Raw genomic sequence first — 18,776 nt, forward strand, 5'->3', positions numbered from 1 at the left:
TGATCAGCGCCTAATTCAATTTTTCTGACGGCTGGTAACCAGTATAGTGCATAGAGTCTGTGACTCTCTGTGAATTTAACGTAGATGCTAAGGAGCTTTTTTTGAGTGTAGACTATGCAGCCTTACAGTGGTGACTCGATGTTATCAGATTTGAGGCAAGTTTGGCTATGTCTACGCTTAAGCAACTCAAAACTTCAGCGTTTTTGCAATACTGTGCCAGCAAAGTTACCAACAAAATGTTACTTTATAAAACTATGGCTTGCTTACAATGCCCCAAATATTAGGAAAAATTAGCCAATGCCGTACCTTACTTCCGGTCGCGAAATTAGTGCCATTCTTGCTGAATATACCAACGCTAAAACGCTGTGGATAGATACAGAAGTAGCTGACTATAAAAGTCGTAATCCCCGACTATCGCTGATTCAGGTATTAGATAATCCTCAAGATATGAGTGGCGATCGCGTCTATCTTTTAGATGTCCTAGATCAGCCTAATATTATAGCTGAATTTATTAAAGAAATTATGATAAATTCTGCCATTGAAAAAGTTTTTCACAATGCCAGTTATGATCTAAAGCTTCTCGGTAACAAGAAAGCCAAAAATATTACTTGCACTTTGGAAATGGCAAAAAAAATTCCCTACTATCTTTTGCCATTACCTAACTACCAACTCAAAACCATAGCTACAGCACTTTGTAGCTTTAACAATATCGACAAACAAGAACAAGAAAGCTATTGGGGAAAACGTCCCCTGACTGAAGAACAGATTGAGTATGCTTACTTAGATTGTATTTATCTTGCTCAAATCCACTTAAGTTTGTTAGGATTACAAGCCAAAGCCAGCCCCGAACCCACAACGGAAGACTTAATATCACTAAGTACTAGATACTCGCAACTTGAGCAGCAATGGAAGTTGTTAAATTCAGAATTTGAGCATTTGCAAGAACGTATAAAAAAAGCCATGCAGGCTCAAAATATATTGGAAACTTCTGATTATAAGCTGACTAGTTATGAGCGGACTACAGTCAAAGCTGCATTTACAGAATTAGCAAGACTAGCACAAACTCAAGGTATTAATTTAGATTTTCCAATCACACTAACTCAGAAACTCCAAAAAGATTTAGGGCAAAATCTGGAACAACTGTCTGTAGATATTGACAAAACTACCTCTTGGAGGTTAAAGCACAAAACTCAAGCGAGTGAAACTGAGGATGAGTAAATTGTTCATTAGGCTACAAATGCCAAAATTTATAGAGTTATTGTGAAGGATAAATTTTGAAGTTTTATAATTATTTCGTCCAGCAACAACTACCTTCTCTTATAAATCGGTAAAATATCAGGGAAATTTGTCAATTGACTTTAAATGTATATCAAAAGTTAGAATAATTATTGAGTTAAAGAATTAAAATCTAGATTTCAGTACTAATTTTGTTCAGGTGTTATGGCAGTTTATATTAACTTATGAGACGGCGTTTATTTAGACAAAAGCGAACAAGGGTAAATCAAGTATTTACCATAGCTATTTTTACTACATTGACCGCAATTAGTAGTGTTTCTTGTAGTAAGAATGACAATGTATTGGTGACAGAAATAGGAGTCAGTCAACCTAGCCGTGGTTCAGCTACAACATCTAGAGGTGGGGAATTTTATATTCAGGGAAAGAATCAGCATTTAAATGGCGACTTACAAGCTGCGATCGCTTCCTATGACAAGGCAATTAATCAAAATTCTCAATATGGTGCTGCCTACAACGGCCGGGGATTAGTCTACTTTGATTTAGGAGACAAGGAGAAAGCGATCGCAGATTACAATCAAGCACTTAGCATCAACCCTAACGACGCCGAAGCCTACAATAATTTAGGAAATGCCCGCGCCTCACTAGGAAACAACAGAGAAGCAGTTAAAGATTACAGTGAAGCGATTCGCCTTAATCCCAACTATGCCGAAGCCTACAATAACCGGGGGAATGCCCACGCCACCATTGGAGATAAAAAAGGGGCGCTAGATGATTTTGACCAAGCTATTCTCCTCGATCCAAAATATGCGATCGCCTACAATAACCGGGGAAATGCCCGTGCTGCTGGAGATCCACAGGGAGCGATCGAAGATTACAATCAAGCCATTCGCCTCAATCCTAACTTTGCCCCTGCCTACAATAACCGAGGAAATGCTCGCGCCACCAATGGAGACAAGCAGGGGGCACTCAAAGACTTAGAACAAGCAGCAAGCATTTTTCAAAGTCAGGGTAACAACGACTTATACCAACAAGTGACGAAAAACATCAAAGAACTTGGACGGTAGGCAAAAGCAGCGTTTTAGTTAAAAGCAGACAGATCGCCTTATGTTCTTGGATAACAATTTATTTGTCGTGCTATCAAATTAATGTCGTTAAACTTTTAAATTGATGGTGTATTAAGCGAGCGACACTAATGTGTTAAAGACGACAAATAATTTTTTATTTTACAACTGCGCCTAGTGCAGATGAGAGTGCGAGCACTGCCAAAAGTATAATTACTTATAGAAATCCTACTTGAATCTTGCTCAGTATAGTGAAAAAGAAACGGCGTTTCATAATGGTGGTATGAATTGAGGTGAAACTGGATGGAATGTCCGCATTGTGGGTTGTCACATATCCGTAAAAATAGAATAAAAATAGGTAAATATAGTAACATTACAAAATAATTTTGGACAACTTTTGTATCATTACCGCATCTATTACGTAGTGCCTGCAATGGAGAGCGATGGCGATTCCACGTCTACCAAGAATGCGATCGCCTGACCCATCCAACCACTGCTCAATGTCCTTGAAAGGCTGCAATCCTTTCTTTCACAGCTTTTAGCTTTTCAAGCGTGCCATTTGCCTTTGACCTAGCTACTATTAATATTCGAGTAAAAATAAATTAATTATGTCCCTTTTACATAATATAATAATTGCCAAACTGTACACGAATAATGCTATGTTGTAAAATTATAGTGAATCTTCAAGATAAATTTAAGCTACGAATTCTTTGAAAAGCGTTGTTTAAGTTCTTGAACTCATAAATCAGCTTGTGTATTTAGAGATTCTTGCCGGTTGATACTAATTAAATTGAGGTTGAACAGATGGAAAATCCAAAACTAGAGAATCTAGATAACGAACTAATTAGTTTTGATTTAAGTCCAGAAGACATGGAGGCAATCAAAGGTGGTATAAGCGCGCCAAAACCTATCTTAACTAGTAGTAACTGTCCATCCCCTCCGAAGCACCCTTATGGAATTCTAATCGTTGCAAAACCACCCAAGCACCCTTTTGGAATTCTAATCGTTGCAGTACCACCCAAGCCCCCTTTTACAATTACAATCGTTGCAGTACCACCCAAATCCAAGGATGATTAATCATTAAATTAAAAGATTAAGTTTAAGAGGATGTTTGAAAAGTCTAATTTATCACTAGCCCTAGCGACTATAAATCGCGGCTACACGAGACTTTACCCACCTCTTTGGGTTTAAACACCCTGAATTTTTTATTAGTCCGCATAGAGAGAAGCCTGGGCGCCGACTTCCGGCGTTCAGAACTTCAAAGTGGACTTCTCTGCGAGACGCTACGCCAACGTTTGTATAATAGCGAATTATATTCGCCCAAGACTTTTCAAATATCCTCTCAGGTTTGTATCTACACCTGTGCTTTAAGAGCTATGTGCTACTAATAATTATCCAATCAACCGTAGTAATTATACTAAATCTAATTTTTTTTAGATAAAATATATGAACAATGTTAGTGAGTTGGCGCTCAATTATCTACAACGTTATAGCTGCCAGATTCTTGAAGATTATCAAAGTGTTTTGAGACAGGCTTGCGAAATTCATCCACCACCACACGGGATGGCATGGTACGGTAATTCCTATCGTCAGTTTGCTCGTAATGCTGAATGGTTCTCTAATTCCCTGATTACTAACGTCGTTGAAGAAGGAACTGGTTCTAAACAAGTTTGGCAATTCTCCGAGCAGATCCAAAATCAGGAGTTTGCCCAGTTGGTGAGAAATCACTCTATTGATGAGTCACGCCACTCGCTAATGTTTGTAGCACTGTTGAATATTGTTTTTCCGACGAAAATAGAAGCAGATTTCCGCACACAGTTGAAAGCCTTCTCTCCGCAATACTATCACCATAAGCATCCGCCCCTAACACCCATTTCTTCGGCTAAAATAATGGATGAAAAGTTAGTGATGGATGAGATTATCCAAATAAATCTCTTAGAAATTCGGGCATTGATCCTACAATTATTGTTGCGTCCAGTACTGCAAGCATATGCTACACCTAATAATTTAGCAAAAGTAACTCGAATGTCTGATTTGTTGATTTTCGACGAAACTAAGCATATTGAGTACTCTGGTTACTGTATTGGTAAGTACATCGAGCAAGGTCATGACTCTTGGGTGCGCGAAATGATGATTTACCGTCAAAAGACTATTAATGAAATGTTTTTAGAAGATGTGGAATTAGCGAGTTCTGTTGGCACTACTATTTTACGGACACAAGATCGCTCGTAACTGTTTAGGTTTACCTAGCCTAACAAATCAAACCATCGATTCTACCCAATCGGGCGCAGATGCGATCAATTGACCAAACTTCTCTGGTTCAACACCCTCAAACTTCAAGATCACCCCCAACCCTCATCACTCGTTATTCTACGCATTTCTACGAAAGTTATGAGCGGCTTTCGCCGCTTAGACTTGTTTGTGCATTGACAAAATCACATCCCAGAACCAATGTGGATGCGAACCTCAACTTCGGCAAATTTTTCCTGTGCCTGCTGTTCAGTAGTCAATAGCGAAACCACAATCGCCACTAGAAACGATAGGGGAATAGTAACTAATCCAGGATTTTTTAGCCCAAAGGGTGCAGAAGCGTGCTTGAGAATTGTTACTTGAATAGTAGGTGACAAATAAATCAGCAGTAACGAGGAGAAGGTACCCACTAACATACTCGCAACCGCCCCGTTAGTGGTAAAGCGTCGCCAAAGCATTGATAAGAGCAACGCTGGGAAGTTTGCACTAGCAGCGATCACAAATGCTAAACCTACCATATAAGCGACGTTTTGTCCTTTAAATAAAATACCTAAGATCAAAAACATCACAATCGGCCAGCCTACCAGGAAGCCAATAGAATAAATTAAGCCGTCAAAGCCGTTGAGTGCCACCAGCCCAGCGATACCTAAAAAGCTAGCTGCACTCATGAAGTCTCCTGCTAAGGCTAGCCCATTTTGGAAACCGCTGATTTTGCCGCCAGCTGTATAGAAGTGGGCAGTATTTTTGGTCAGCTTTGCCGCCCAATAGGTAATGCCTAAAGAACTTGCAACAAACACAAAGAAGAAAGCGATCGCCAACGGGTTAAACTTACCAAGACTGGTAATATCCGCCGCTAGTGGCAGATCGAACCACACACTATTCATGCTTTTTTGGTTTAGGATTTTGGATTTTGGATTAGAAATTGCTCATAGCTAATTCACTTGCGTGTCAGTCTTGCGATTTGGTCGTCGTAACTACTATTTGCCCAACGCACATAGATAAAAATTAATACCCATGCTGAGACAATTACCAGCGCCCCTAGTAAAATTCCTAGACTGAGGCCAGGAACTATTAATGACCCCAGCAGGGGTTTATTGAACGCGATTAGCAAGATAAAGCCAAAGTAAATAAACATCATGGCTCCACTGAGAATCAGGGATACTCGCCAACGTTCAGCTGCGAGAGCCTGAAGAGCCTTTGTGCGATCGTTCATGTCTTCCTTTGGGTTGAGAAGATTAGGTCAGATTGTCTCATTGAAGTTGATTTATGCGTAATTTTCTTAAAGATTATTAGTAAATATATTGCTATTTCAGGTAATAAAATTAACTTTGCTAAATAATATACAACTGATTTTTTATCATAATAATTATAATTTTCATTTAGTCAGACATTTGTTTGTCTCAAAATCCTATCTGGTTGTGCGGTTGACAAATTCCGTCTTGATCAAACTATAGCGCTACAGGGTATGAAGCCAATACTGCGTAGGTTTTGCCTAAAAAACAAAAGTGTCTAGGTTGGGTTGAGAAACGAAACCCAACCTATGAATATTCTTAAACCGAGCAATATTAGGTATGAAGCGATCGCAATTACTCATGAAAAAGAACAATTTATTGCTTGCTGATATGAGCGCTCGAAAACCTTACTCATAGAGCATTTTAAACGATTGCGTCGATTAATTTACAATACCTATCTTATTTGGTTCGGGATTCAATATTTAGATGCGTTTGCCTTGGCCGCCATCCTATTTGATTTATCTTTATATCTTCGGTTTTTGCGCTGAGTTATCCTGCTAGATAATCTAATCTGATGATGTATCAATTAAAAATTTTGCTAATCCCAAGAATTTTTTGTGAATTGTGAGAAATCCGGGGTAGGTCTTTTGCGATACTGCCACATTACGAAGCCAGTGATAAATAAAATTAACGGTGTAAGCCCGACAAATACATAGAGAATGCGAGTAGGCAAGCCACCAAAAGTACCATAGTGTAGGGGAGTAAAGGAGTTGAGGATGCGATCGCCCAATAACGGTTTTAAAGCATTGTCTACTCGCAAAACCTTGCCGCTATACTGGTCGAGGTAGACATAGCTGTTTCCACCGTCTTCTATTTCTTGAGGAAACTTGTAGCGAATCATCAAAGCGCTGTCTGGTTTTTCTGGAAAATAAACGCCTCTGAGTTCTGCACCGGGTAATTGAGGTTGAGCGGTTTGAAGTTGCAGGGTAAGCTTCAGGGGAGACTTACCAGGGATAAGTTGAGAAACAGCTTCCTGCTTGGAACTAAAGGTGATTGCCCGAATCAGAGGCTCACTAAATTCATTAAAATTCCAGCAAAAACCTGTGAAAAATGTGAACAAAAGAAACACACCTGTCATTACACCAGCAACTTTGTGAATATCAAAGTTCACTCGCTTGGGATGAGCATCAAGCTTAATTTTGAAGCCTGTCAATAACTTCCTCCACCCAGGCCAGAGAAATATTCCTGTAATCGTTAAAATGCACACTAATAAACCAATAGTGCCAACAATTTTGTATCCAATGTCACCTGCTAGCAAACTGTAATGGACTTCATAAATAACCTTGTAAAAGCTGTCTATAGAACTGGGATTGAGACTATTACCGAGAACTGCTCCTGTATAAGGATGAACGTAATTATCAATCCAATCATTTTTCTTAGTTGCATAAACAATGTCAAAGGGTTCATCTGGTTTTGTCGGCAGATAAACTCGCTTGAGCTTGGCATCGGGTTGGTTGGTATAGCTTTTTTTGACTGTATTCAGAACCACCTCAATCGGCAGCATTTCCCCTTTAGGCGTAATCGTTCCAATCTGGTTATGCCGTTGAAAATCACTAATTTCGGATTGGAAGACCAGCAAGCTACCAGTTAAACCAATGATAATCGCAATCAGTCCCACCGCTAACCCAATGTAGCGGTGTAAACCAAAGATCACTTTACGTACTGCTCTAGATGTCATAGTCAATACTTATACCGTACCAGTCAAAATGAATATGAAATCGTACCTTGCACGGTAAACGGTGCGCCTGGAATAACCTCAGATCGACCATTTGACCCTTCAAAATACCTAATGTCAGAGAGGTTCTTGAAATTGAGTCCAACTCGGAAATTATCTTTTTGGTAATACAGCGCTGCATCCAAGCGAGTATAGCCGGGAACCACAAAGGAATTAGCTAAATCTCCTGCTCGTTCACCGACAAAAAATGCCCCAAACCCGAATCCTAATCCTTTCAAACTGCCTGTTTGCAGGGTGTAGGTTGTCCATAGGCTGCCACCATTGCGCGGCACATTATTGAGCCGATTGCCGATCGCAAATGTGTTGTCTTTGGTAATTTCTGCATCGGTGTTAGCGTAGGATGCGATTACCTTCCAGCCTGAAAGAATTTCACCTGCAACATCAAACTCAACACCTCGGCTGCGCTGTTCACCGACTTGAAGCGAATAGCCAGGATTATCTAAATCGTCAGTGAGGACGTTTTTAAGCTTTGTATCATAGTATGCAAGTGTTGAAGATAATCGACTATTAAGTAACTCTGTTTTGACTCCAACTTCATAGCCTGTGCCTCTTTGGGGATCAAAGGGTTGATCGCTCCGACTTCTACCGCTATTAGGGGTAAAAGACTGGCTGTAACTGGTGTAAAGCGACACTTCTTTAATTGGTTGATATACAATGCCTACACGCGGGGTAAATGCATCTGCGTTATCGGGTGTAACTGGAACACCGTCGGAAGTGGATTCATAGTGATAGGTATCAAATCTTCCACCTACCAGCAGTTTGAGGTTATTCAGCAAGGTAATTTGATCTTGCAGGTAGATACCAAAAGTCTCGGTAACATCATTACCAGTTCTCATGGGTTCAAACTCACCAAAAGTAAAGTTGTAGCTGGGGTTAAAAATATCAATGAATCCTGCCGAGCGATCTCTGTCATAAAAGAAACTCTTCTCTCGTACGAGTTCTAAACCCAACAATACTGTATGCTGAATTGATCCCGTTTTGACTTTGGCAGTCAGGTCATTTTGCCAAGAGTAGGTTTCATAGTATTGATTGCCAATAGAATCGCCCAGGGCAAAGGTGCGATCATCTTCTGTATCACCGAAGATTTGTAGAGTAGCACCGGGACCACTTTCAGTACTTGCGGTATAGCGAAACAAAGACCGGAGCGAGATATTGGAATTAAAGCGATGGTCGAGGTATAGGGCTGCCAGGGTTTGGGTGAATTGTTCCTGCTTGGTCGGGTCGCCCAGATAGCGACCTATTGGAATATTGGGAACTTTATTGTCACTCAGTACTACTAGTCCCCGATCAACCGGTCGTGCGTCCCGCAGATACGACACATCTAAGTTTAAGCTCGTATTTTTGCCTAACTGATAGGTAAAGGATGGCGCAAAGAAGAATCGCTCAGTCTGCACGCGATCGCGAAAACTCCCTGCGTCCTCGTAGGCAATGTTCAAACGATATGCTAATGTTTTCTCGTCGTTGAGTGGACCTGCAAAGTCTAAGGTTGGACGGTAGAAACCATAGCTTCCGGCTGTAAAATTCAATTCGTAGAAAGGATCAAATAGCGGTTTCTTGGTAACCCGATTGATGATTCCTGATGGGTCTACCCGTCCATAGAGAATGGATGCAGGTCCCTTCAAGATTTCGATGTGATCGATGTTTGCACTCTCCTCTTGAGTTCGCGAGAAATCTTCACCACGAAATCCATTCAGGAAGGTCTCAGCATTAAAGCCCCGAACAGTAAAACCCTCTGTACGATTGCCATATGAAGCGGCATAGGTGACACCGCTGACATTACGCACTGCTTCTCTGACGTTGGTCGCACCCTGATCGCGGATCACCTCTTGGGGAATTACCTGAATTGAAGCGGGAATGTCCCGGAGGGGCGTATCTGTTTTGGTAGCAGTTGAGGCATCTGGTGCATTATATCCTGTGTCCTGCTCACCTGTGACTACCAATTCAATCGGCTGATTATCCAGGGCTGTTGGTTGCTCTGGCTGGGGTTTTTGTGTCCCAGGCGCAGGCGGGGTGGGGTTTTGCGTAGATGCAGCACTGGCAACAGAGAAGATTAAACCCTCGTCTGGACTGTCAGATAACTTAACTGTTGGTACACTTCGCTCACCGATAACTGTTACCCGAATCGTATTGGCATCAAAATTACTAACTGTTATTTCAGTAATACCTGCAATTGGTTTAGTGGAGCGGAATATAAAGGCTTCACCCGATGGTAAACGCAGTTGAGTATTAGGAACATCAGCGATAAAGCTATTACCAACACTGCGATTTATAACTTGCAACTGTTGCCCCTTAGTTGTCTGTAAAATTACCTCTACACCTTTTTCGGTGGGGTTTGCCTTAACTTGTGTAACTTGCACAATTTCTGATGTGGGTGTCGGCGACTGCACTAATAAGGTTTGAGCGCTAGTCGAAACCGATTCTAGCTCACTTAACTGCTTAATTTTCCTAGTTGTATTAGTTGCTGGTATTGTCTGAGGTGAGCTTGGAATTTCTCGGTTTGTCAAATTCTGGCTACGGCTAATTGACTGTGCTGATACAGTCTGTGCAAAAAACACCGACACTAAAGTAGCCGCCAACAATGGCAGTTGCAAATTCCACATATTTTCCTCACACCAAGGTAATTAAGCAGGCTTTAGCAAAAGAGCGAGTATTTTTGCTCGTTAGTCGAGAACTTTTATCAAATTGCTCTTGATATTACAATACAGGATTTCAATCAAAAAAATTGCTCCCAAACGGAATTTTTTTAGTTAGCAGCAGTAGTTGAGCAATTTCAGTTGTTAATCTCCACTTGCAAGTCAGAAGATTAGAAACAGTGCGATCGCCTATTTGCCTTATAACAAGACAACTTTTAAATATTTTGACACAGCTTCTTGCTTGAAACTTTCAAGCGATCGCTCTAATCTTTGGTACAGTAAAAACTTAGGACTGACGCTTTGACATTGAGCCGTCATTGAAAGGGTGCATAGCGGGAGCATCCTTTTAATGTATGGTGTCTAGGCATAAGTCATGAACTCAAAACTCCCAAGAAATCCTCCCCTCGACCGTGGTCGGACTACCCGGAATAACTTTTGTGATTTCACCGGCAGTTGTTTCAAAATAATCGATATTAAACAGATTTCTAAAATTCAGCTGTGCCCGGAGTTGCCCATACTTATAGAAAAGAGATGCATCTGTTCGCAGATAATCAGGCAGTTGAAAATCATTCTCTAAATCTCCTTCTCGCTCTCCCACGTAGAACAATCCCAACCCCACTCCAAAGCCTTTTAAGCCACCCCTTTGAAATTCATAAGTTGTCCAGAGACTGACGGCGTTTTTCGGTGTTGCAAATAGCCGGCTCCCGACCCGATAGGTGTTGTCTTTCGTAATTTTGGCATCAGTGTAGGCATAGCCTCCATAGATATTCCATCCCGGCAAAATCTCGCCAGTGAAATTCAATTCAATGCCTCGACTGCGTTGCTCACCCGTTAGAATCGAAAAGCTGTCATCGTTGGGATCGGCGGTCAACACATTGGAGCGTTCCAGATCATAAAAAGCCAGGGTAGTCGAGAAAGTTGGACTCAAATCGGCTTTTACACCGACTTCATACTGCCTGCCGCGCTCTGGATCAAATAGACGGTTATCGCGTGACCTGCCAAAGTTCGGCGTGAATGAGCGAGTATAGCTGCCATATAGTGAAATGGCTGGAATCGGTTGGTAGACAATCCCCACACGCGGACTGAACGCATCGCCGCCTTGGGATATTGCGTCGAATGGTTGACCGTCATCCGCGCTTTTATTCGTCTGTGTAAACAGATCGAACCGCCCGCCTAGCAGCAACTTTAAATTGTCGGCAATGTTAACCTGGTCTTGAAGGTAGACACCAAGCGAATCGGTCAAGGAAGACAGCCTATTTCCTGCGCCAAGAGGCTCCCGTGGTGGCTGACCATAGATAGGATTGTAGATGTCAAGCAGTGCCTGTGTTCCGAAAGAAGTTTTATATATTGGGTATCCACTTCGATTGAGATCGACTCCAAACAATAACTGATGTTGGATGGAACCTGTTGAGACTTTGCCAATTAAATTAGTTGTCAGGGCGTAGCTATACTGATCGTACTTTTCAGTAAAGTAATTGCGATCAAGGGTACGGTTATCGTCGAGAAGATCGTTGCTTGAGCCTCGAAGACTATCGACACTTGAAAATGATGCTTGAAAGGCGTTACGGAGCGACCAGTTGTCACTAAATTGATGCTCTAGATCGTAATTGATGCTGCCGACTGTAAAATCACGGTAGTAATTCGGCTCATTGGTGTTCCGGTTGATGGGAATTTTGCCATTGGGATTGGGCAACACCGTGCCAATCGCCGGTATACCCAGGTAAAAGCTTTTGATATGCTTTGGGATTTATGCCGTATTTTTTCCTAAACGCACTTGCAAACCGACTGCGGTTTGCATAACCAACTATTTGAGCAACTTGTTCAATTTTCATTTGCCCTGACAGCAGTAATTGCCTGGCTTGTTCCATGCGATAGTCGTGTAAGTAACCAAACACTGTAGTCCCAAAAATTTGACGAAACCCGCGTTTGAGAGTGTATTCGTTAATACCCACTTGTCGAGCTAGCTCGATTAATGAAGGTGGATTACCGATATTCCTTAGTAAAATATCTCTGGCGTGATGGATGCGATCAATTTCTTGAAGCCCTAACAGTTTTTTTGTTGGCGCTGCTACTTGATCTGCTAGCTTGAGGGAAACTAATTCTAGCACTTTGCTCTCCAGATACATTTTGCGTGTTAGTCCCTGATAAGGACAATGAAGAATCTGCTGGAGCGCGACCTGTTTGGCTGGGGTAATCAAACTAGGACGTAGATTAAAATGTTCTGGCACACCTATGATCGCTTTTTCTAAATCTTGCGGTAGTTGTTCTCCGTAACTTTCTATCAAGGCCCTCAACGTTTCTGGCTCAATTATCAAACTCACCCATCTGAGATTACCTGCTCCATTAACGTTGTGATTCGACTGTGGATACACACCACCAAAAATATAGTCTTCTCCTGACTTAGTTGGTTGTTCATCATAATCTTGCCCTGACCCAGCTAAGATAAATCCAAATTCTAAACTGTCTTGGTGATGGGCATGAGTGATCCACCGGATTGACTGCGGTAAATAGGTTTCTAGAATTTCAATGGTAATGCCTTCACGAAGCCGAATCCAGCGATAATAACCTTCGCCCATTTCTTTAGGATATCGACAAAGATAATCTTGTGGATGGGTTGGATCGATCAGGGATTTTTGATTTGCTGCTTTTCTCAAATCCCAAAAATCATAAAACGTGAAATTAATTGTCATTGTCTGTTGTACTGTACGATGGCGATCGCTGTTTATTAAATATATTACATGTGTGCGATCGCACCACGAACAGTAGGTTTATTACCTTTGGTTGCTGTTGCGTGAGTCCGAAATCACTGATTCATAAAAATGTTAATTCGGCAAATTTGAATTTGATGTTGTATAAATATGTGGTTGTGTGCGGTGACGATACCGCCACATCACAAAGCCTGTGATAAATAGAATTAACGGTGCAAGTCCAACGAAGACATAGAGAATGCGCGTAGGTATTCCGCCAAAGGTGCCGTAGTGGAGTGGTTCAAAAGAATTGAGGACGCGATCGCCCAACGGCATTTCCAATATGTTATCCACTCGCAACACTTTACCACTGTATTGGTCGAGGTATACATAACTTTGCCCGTTCTCATCATCATCCTGGGGCAATTTAAAGCGAATGCTCAAAGCATCTTCTGGTTTACCAGGAAAGTAAATTGTCCCCAGCATTGCATTTGGAAACGTAGCACGAGCAGTTTTTAATTGGTCTGTCAGTTCCAGTGGAGTTTTACCGGGAACAGGTATAGAGATAGGTTCCGATGCTGGCTTGCGGGTAAATGTCACTGCATAGATGATGGGTTTAGTGAAATCAGTGAAATTCCAGCAGAAACCAGTGAAGCCTGTGAGGGCAATAAATATAGCTGTAACAATACCTGCAACTTTGTGAATATCAAAGTTAACCCGTTTTGGATGAGCATCAAGTTTGATTTTAAAGCCGTTGAGCAGCTTTCTCCAACCAGGCCAGAGGAGGATACCTGTAATACTGAGGATACACATCAATAAGGCAGCAATCCCAGCGATCGCATATCCAGTTTTGCCTGCCAATAAACTGTAGTGGAGTTCGTAAACAACGGAGAAAAAGCGCTCGGAAAAAATTTCTTGACTGTTTCCAAGAACCACTCCAGTGTAAGGGTTGACATAGAGTTCAGCCAAATCGCTTTCCTGTTTTCTGGGAACAACGATCGCGGGAGCATTTGGCTTTGCAGATATATAAATCCGATCGATTGTTACGCCTGATTGATTTGCATAGGTTGTTTTCACCCGATTGAGGATAACTTCCACAGGTAAGCGTTCCCGCTTCGGGTTGCCGTAGGCATCGCCACTAGGAGTAATCGTTCCAATCTGACGATGCAATAAAAACTCACTAATTTCATCGTGAAAGACTAACATACTACCCGTTAGACCGATAATAATTGCAATCAGACCTACAATTAACCCGATATAACGGTGTAGTCTAAATACAAAGTCTCGGAGTTTTTTTGAGTGCATAAACAATACTCCTTTGTATTTTATTAGGGTCAAAACTGCCACGAAATTGTTCCCTGCACCGTCACAGGCTCCCCTGGAAAGACTCTTAGAATGTCAGAAGATGATTCGTAGTAATCAACGTTGAAGAGATTTTTGATGCTGACAGCAGCTCGCAAGCGATCGCGTTTGTAGAAAATAGAAGCATCGGTGCGAAAATAGCTGGGCAGCTGAAAACTATTATTCAGATCCCCTTCTCGTTCTCCAACATAGAACAAACCCAAGCCTAACCCCCATCCTTCTAAACTACCGGATTGAAATTTGTAGGATGTGAACAAACCGAAGGAATTTTTTGGTGCATTAACTAAGCGGTTGCCTACGGCATAATCTGTATCCTCGCTGATGCGAGCATCAATGTAGGCATAACCAGCTGCAATGCTCCATCCTGGCAGAATTTCACCACTAAGGTCTAACTCAATGCCGCGACTGCGTTGTTTGCCAGTTTGGATAGAAAAATTAGAATTATTGGGATCGGTCGTCAGCACATTAGAGCGAGTCAAGTCAAATAATGCCAAAGTTGCAGACAGTTTGTTACTCAAATCTCCCTTAATGCCCACTTCATACTGAGTTCCACTTTCTGGATCGAATAGATTGCCATTGGCATTTGTACCACTGTTAGGATTGAATGATCGACTGTAGCTAGCGTAGAGAGAAATCGGCTGAATGGGTTGATAGACAATTCCCACCCGTGGGCTAAATGCTTGATCTGATTGGCTTGTATTAGTGTCTGCGATCAAATCTTTCGACTCCTGATTAGCCCAGTCATACCGTCCGCCTAACACTAGTTTCAAGTTATCTGCTAAAGCAATTTGATCTTGAAGATAAACTCCAACAAACCCGCTTGATTGAGTACTATTACCTCTATCTTCAACAGCACCTCTGGGAGAGCCATACACCGGGTTGAACAGGTCAAGCGGTGCAACTTCGCCACTAATATACTCAAAACCTGTTCGTTTGCTGTTGTATACTTCAGTTCCAAACAGAAGTGTGTGCTTAATCGACCCAGTTTGGAATTTACCAGTCAAGTCAGTCGCTAAAATAAAGCCGTTTACAGTATCATCTGTTTTTGGGTTTGGATCGTCGAAGTAAGAGCGGCTGAGAGTTCGACCATCAGGGTCAAGGCTGCTACCAGCAGTAAATCCACTCCCTCCTCTTTTTGAAACTTCGTACCGAAAAACATTTCTTACTGACCAATCTTTGCTGAACTGATGCTGCAAATCGTACCCAATTCTGGCATAGGAGAAAGTCTCGAAGTCACCTGGTTCACCTATAAAGCGATTGATGGGAATCTTGCCATTGGGATTGGGTAGCACCGTACCTACAGCAGGTAAGCCCGCAGAAGTTTGACTGACTGTTTTCGACACATCTCCTTCAATGGTAAGTTTCGTATTAGGGCTAATCTGCCAGCTAACAACCGGATTAACTAACCAACGATTATTACGACTAAAGTCAATGAAGGTATTTGAGTCTTGGTAAAAAGCATTTAAGCGATATAGCACAGTTCGGCTATCGTTGAGTGGGCCAGAAAAATCCACTGCACCTCGGTAGAGGTCGTAACTCCCAGTGAGAAACTCAAGGTTATAGAAAGGGTCGCGTAATGGCTGTTTGGTGACAATGTTCACTGCACCACCTAAAGATCCCTGACCATATAGCACAGAAGCCGGACCTTTCAAGATTTCAACGCGCTCTATATTTGTGAGATCATTTCTTGATGTTGAGCCGAAATCGATTTCTCTAACACCATTTCTGAGGACATTCGAGCCACTGTCAAAGCCGCGAATAGAAAAAGCACTTAACGCTCCTTCATATGAGGGATTGGACGGAATCACACCGCTCACCGTTCTGACTGCATCATCCGGGTCAGTGATCACCCGATCTTCAATCACCTGTCGGGGAATTACCTGAATGGATTGAGGAATATCGCGGATGGGTGTATCAGTTCTAGTTGCAGATGAAGCATCAGTTGCGCCATATCCATCTTGCTCACCCGTTACCACCAATTCAATCGGTTCATCATTTTGTGCTGATGGTTGACTTGGTTCAGGAGTTGGTGACGTTTGAGGTTGAGGTTGTTGTGCTGAGGATGCAGTACTCACCACAGAAAATATCAGACCTTCATCTGGACTATCATACAACTCAACAGCAGGCAAACTCGCTTCACCTGTCACCGTCACCCGGATAGTACTGGCATCAAAGTTTGTTACTGTGATTTCAGTAACCCCTTGAATTGGTTTTTGGGATCGGAATGTATATCCTTCACCACTAAGTAAACGCAGTTGAGCATTAGGAATATCAGCGATAAAATTATTGCCAGCACTGCGGTTTGTGATTTGCAACTGTTCCCCTTTGCTAGTCTGTAAAATCACCTCCACACCCTTAGAGGTAGGATTTGCTTTAACTTGCGTCACTTGCACTAATTCAGGAGTTGGCACTGTTTGTGGTGTTGGCGACTGCACCAGTAACATTTGGGCACTGCTGATCGGACGCTTTATCTGCTTAAGTTGCTGAATCTTTTTAATCGGTTCAACAACCTGTCCTTTGGTAATTAGTTGAGTAGAGTCTGCATTAGCCTCAGTGGATGCTGTAATCGGAGCAGTTCTTGTACTTTGCGCCCAAACAGGTTGAGCAACAAGTGACATCAAAACACTGGTGATGCATCCAGATAAACTGACAACAAAAGATAATAAATTAGGCGATCGCTGAACCTTCATAGCTCCTCACACATCAAAAAAGCCAATACCCTCCTTGGCAACTCATCCAGGAAAACTTCCTTTTTGACTCACAAAGTTGTTGGAATTAATTGGCAATTAATTAAGTTATACGGAGCATACAGGATTTCAATGACTATTTCCGCTCAAAGAAGACCGCTTGCAACTCTAATAAGACCCAATACAGTTCAGTTAAACCTAAAACTCAACTTCTACGTAGGTTGGGTTAAGGAACGAAACTTAACACTTCCGTGACTTTGTTGGGTTTTATTTCGTTTTACCCAACCTACAATTTTCTTAAGTGAACCGTATTGTAATAAGACCAAATCCTTGATAATAATTCTCAAAAAATAGGCTTTTCTCCTAAGCGACAGGCGCTGGGACTAATGCTAAACTTGCGTTTGAAAGCGACAGCAAAATGTCCAGTATTAGCGTAGCCCACTATATTTGCCACTGTCGCTACGCTCAACTTGCCTTCACAAAGCAACTGCCGCGCTTTCTCCATACGATAATCGTGCAGGTAGCCAAATACAGTTGTGCCAAAAATCTCACGAAAGCCTCGCTTGAGCTTGTTGTGATTAATTCCAGCTTGCTTTGCCAAGTCGAGTATTGATGGCGGATTATCGAAATGCCGCAGTAAAATTTCTTTAGCATCATAGATGCGGTCAATGTCAGTAGACTTGAGGGTTATGACCAAATTTAAACCCTGTTCCCGCTTGACGGTTTGCTCTAGGTGCAAAACTAATAATTCTAGGGCTTTGCTTTCCAGATATCGCTGTTTCATCCATCCCCGATAAGGGCAAGTTAGAATCTGCCCAATTGCTAGCTGCATCGCTGGAGTCGTTATTCCCAGCAGATTGAAATCTTCCTGCTTGTTTCCTTCAATCAAATTTTTTAACTGCAATGGCAAAGAGTCAAGCTGGGCGCTACCATAGGATTTGAGGAAAGAAGGCTCCATGCAAATCTGAACTCTAAAGATTCGTTGGTTTGCGGGCCACTCTTCTGTCTCCATCGCAGAGCCAAATCCGAAACAATTCTGTCCGCTAATTTCATGGAAATAGTCGTCTGTCTTGTGAATCACTACTCCAGCATCGCCGCAAATAAAAAATGTCAGGACTGATGCCGTCCATCCTTCTTCATAATCATCACAACGAATAAATTCTCGGCATTCAAATTCCCGAACGCGAAGCCAGAACCCATTCTGAAGCCAAATTAATCGCCTGTATCCTGTCCCTAACTCCTTAGGGTAATCAAAGATATCGTCGAAGTCGTCTGATTGGTATAGACGATGGGTATTCTGCCAGCTTTGCTCCCATAGCTCATCATAGTCTGAGGATGAAAGAGTAATTGTCATTGTTGCAGTTAATTAAATTTTTCTCAAGTTTATTGAAAAATAATCTCATATTTTTTATGACTATCAGAGCGAAACGTAAACGGATCGCCATTCTTGTAATGTAGTTGGGCATTAGAAATATCAGTGATAGTAATTGCCTAGCTTGTTCTATGCGATAATCGTGTAAGTAACCAAACACTGTATTCCCAAAAATTTGACGAAATCCACGTTTGAGAGTGCATTCGTTAATACCCACCTGTCGAGCTAGTTCGATTAATGAAGGTGGATTACTGATATTCTGTAACAGAATCTCTCTGGCGTGATGGATGCGATCAATTTCCTGAAGCCTTAGCAGTTTTTCTGTTGGCGCTGCTGCTACTTGATCTGCTAGCTTGAGGGCAATTAATTCTAGCACCTTGGCCAGGCACTTACTATTTGAATTGCGCCTTAGTGGCTACCTTTGTCATAAAAACTGCACAATGTTTTACCATCGAGCGCCA

The 18,776-nt window shown here is 41.9% G+C and carries 13 protein-coding genes and 1 pseudogene; 4 read left to right on the forward strand and 10 right to left on the reverse strand.

The annotated features are described in order from the left end of the window. The first annotated feature begins 297 nt into the window (after positions 1-297). From V7K21_RS10750 to V7K21_RS10765, 4 genes are all read left to right on the forward strand, one after another. Positions 298-1,218 (forward strand): ribonuclease D, encoded by a 921-nt coding sequence (locus V7K21_RS10750; protein ID WP_335174007.1) that lies wholly within the window; start codon positions 298-300, stop codon positions 1,216-1,218. Positions 1,219-1,460: 242 nt separating this feature from the next. After that, on the forward strand, positions 1,461-2,300 hold the full coding sequence (locus V7K21_RS10755) for a tetratricopeptide repeat protein (RefSeq protein WP_335174009.1): 840 nt from the start codon (positions 1,461-1,463) through the stop codon (positions 2,298-2,300). Positions 2,301-3,101: 801 nt separating this feature from the next. Beyond that, complete coding sequence (locus V7K21_RS10760; RefSeq protein WP_335174011.1) at positions 3,102-3,374, forward strand: hypothetical protein; 273 nt, start codon at positions 3,102-3,104, stop codon at positions 3,372-3,374. Between the two features lie 369 nt (positions 3,375-3,743). Further along, positions 3,744-4,529, forward strand: a complete 786-nt coding sequence (locus tag V7K21_RS10765) for a hypothetical protein (protein ID WP_335174013.1) — start codon at positions 3,744-3,746, stop codon at positions 4,527-4,529. A gap of 203 nt (positions 4,530-4,732) precedes the next feature. Here V7K21_RS10765 and V7K21_RS10770 read toward each other — a convergent pair whose 3' ends face one another. The 10 genes and pseudogenes from V7K21_RS10770 to V7K21_RS30660 all read right to left on the reverse strand — a co-directional run. Continuing rightward, entirely contained in the window at positions 4,733-5,431 is a 699-nt protein-coding gene (locus tag V7K21_RS10770; RefSeq protein ID WP_335174015.1) for a sodium:solute symporter family transporter, read from the reverse strand. 53 nt (positions 5,432-5,484) lie between these two features. Next, a complete protein-coding gene (locus tag V7K21_RS10775) occupies positions 5,485-5,760 on the reverse strand; it encodes a DUF485 domain-containing protein (protein ID WP_335174017.1) in 276 nt (91 codons plus the stop codon). Between the two features lie 617 nt (positions 5,761-6,377). Then, entirely contained in the window at positions 6,378-7,517 is a 1,140-nt protein-coding gene (locus V7K21_RS10780) for a PepSY-associated TM helix domain-containing protein (RefSeq protein ID WP_335174019.1), read from the reverse strand. Between the two features lie 23 nt (positions 7,518-7,540). Next, complete coding sequence (locus V7K21_RS10785; RefSeq protein WP_335174021.1) at positions 7,541-10,174, reverse strand: TonB-dependent siderophore receptor; 2,634 nt, start codon at positions 10,172-10,174, stop codon at positions 7,541-7,543. A 412-nt stretch (positions 10,175-10,586) separates the two neighbouring features. Beyond that, positions 10,587-11,903 (reverse strand): TonB-dependent siderophore receptor, encoded by a 1,317-nt coding sequence (locus V7K21_RS10790; protein WP_335174023.1) that lies wholly within the window; start codon positions 11,901-11,903, stop codon positions 10,587-10,589. Further along, a complete protein-coding gene (locus V7K21_RS10795) occupies positions 11,854-12,897 on the reverse strand; it encodes a helix-turn-helix transcriptional regulator (RefSeq protein ID WP_335174025.1) in 1,044 nt (347 codons plus the stop codon). The genes V7K21_RS10790 and V7K21_RS10795 overlap by 50 nt, the downstream gene beginning before the upstream one ends. Before the next feature lie 132 nt (positions 12,898-13,029). Further along, positions 13,030-14,199, reverse strand: a complete 1,170-nt coding sequence (locus V7K21_RS10800) for a PepSY-associated TM helix domain-containing protein (RefSeq protein WP_335174027.1) — start codon at positions 14,197-14,199, stop codon at positions 13,030-13,032. A gap of 29 nt (positions 14,200-14,228) precedes the next feature. Beyond that, positions 14,229-16,946 (reverse strand): TonB-dependent siderophore receptor, encoded by a 2,718-nt coding sequence (locus V7K21_RS10805; protein ID WP_335174029.1) that lies wholly within the window; start codon positions 16,944-16,946, stop codon positions 14,229-14,231. A gap of 340 nt (positions 16,947-17,286) precedes the next feature. Next, positions 17,287-18,297 (reverse strand): AraC family transcriptional regulator, encoded by a 1,011-nt coding sequence (locus V7K21_RS10810; RefSeq protein ID WP_335174030.1) that lies wholly within the window; start codon positions 18,295-18,297, stop codon positions 17,287-17,289. A 127-nt stretch (positions 18,298-18,424) separates the two neighbouring features. After that, positions 18,425-18,610: pseudogene (locus V7K21_RS30660) on the reverse strand (AraC family transcriptional regulator); the annotation flags it as partial. Between the last annotated feature and the right edge of the window lie 166 nt (positions 18,611-18,776).

The organism is Nostoc sp. (assembly GCF_036919595.1).
GTDB lineage: Bacteria > Cyanobacteriota > Cyanobacteriia > Cyanobacteriales > Nostocaceae > Nostoc.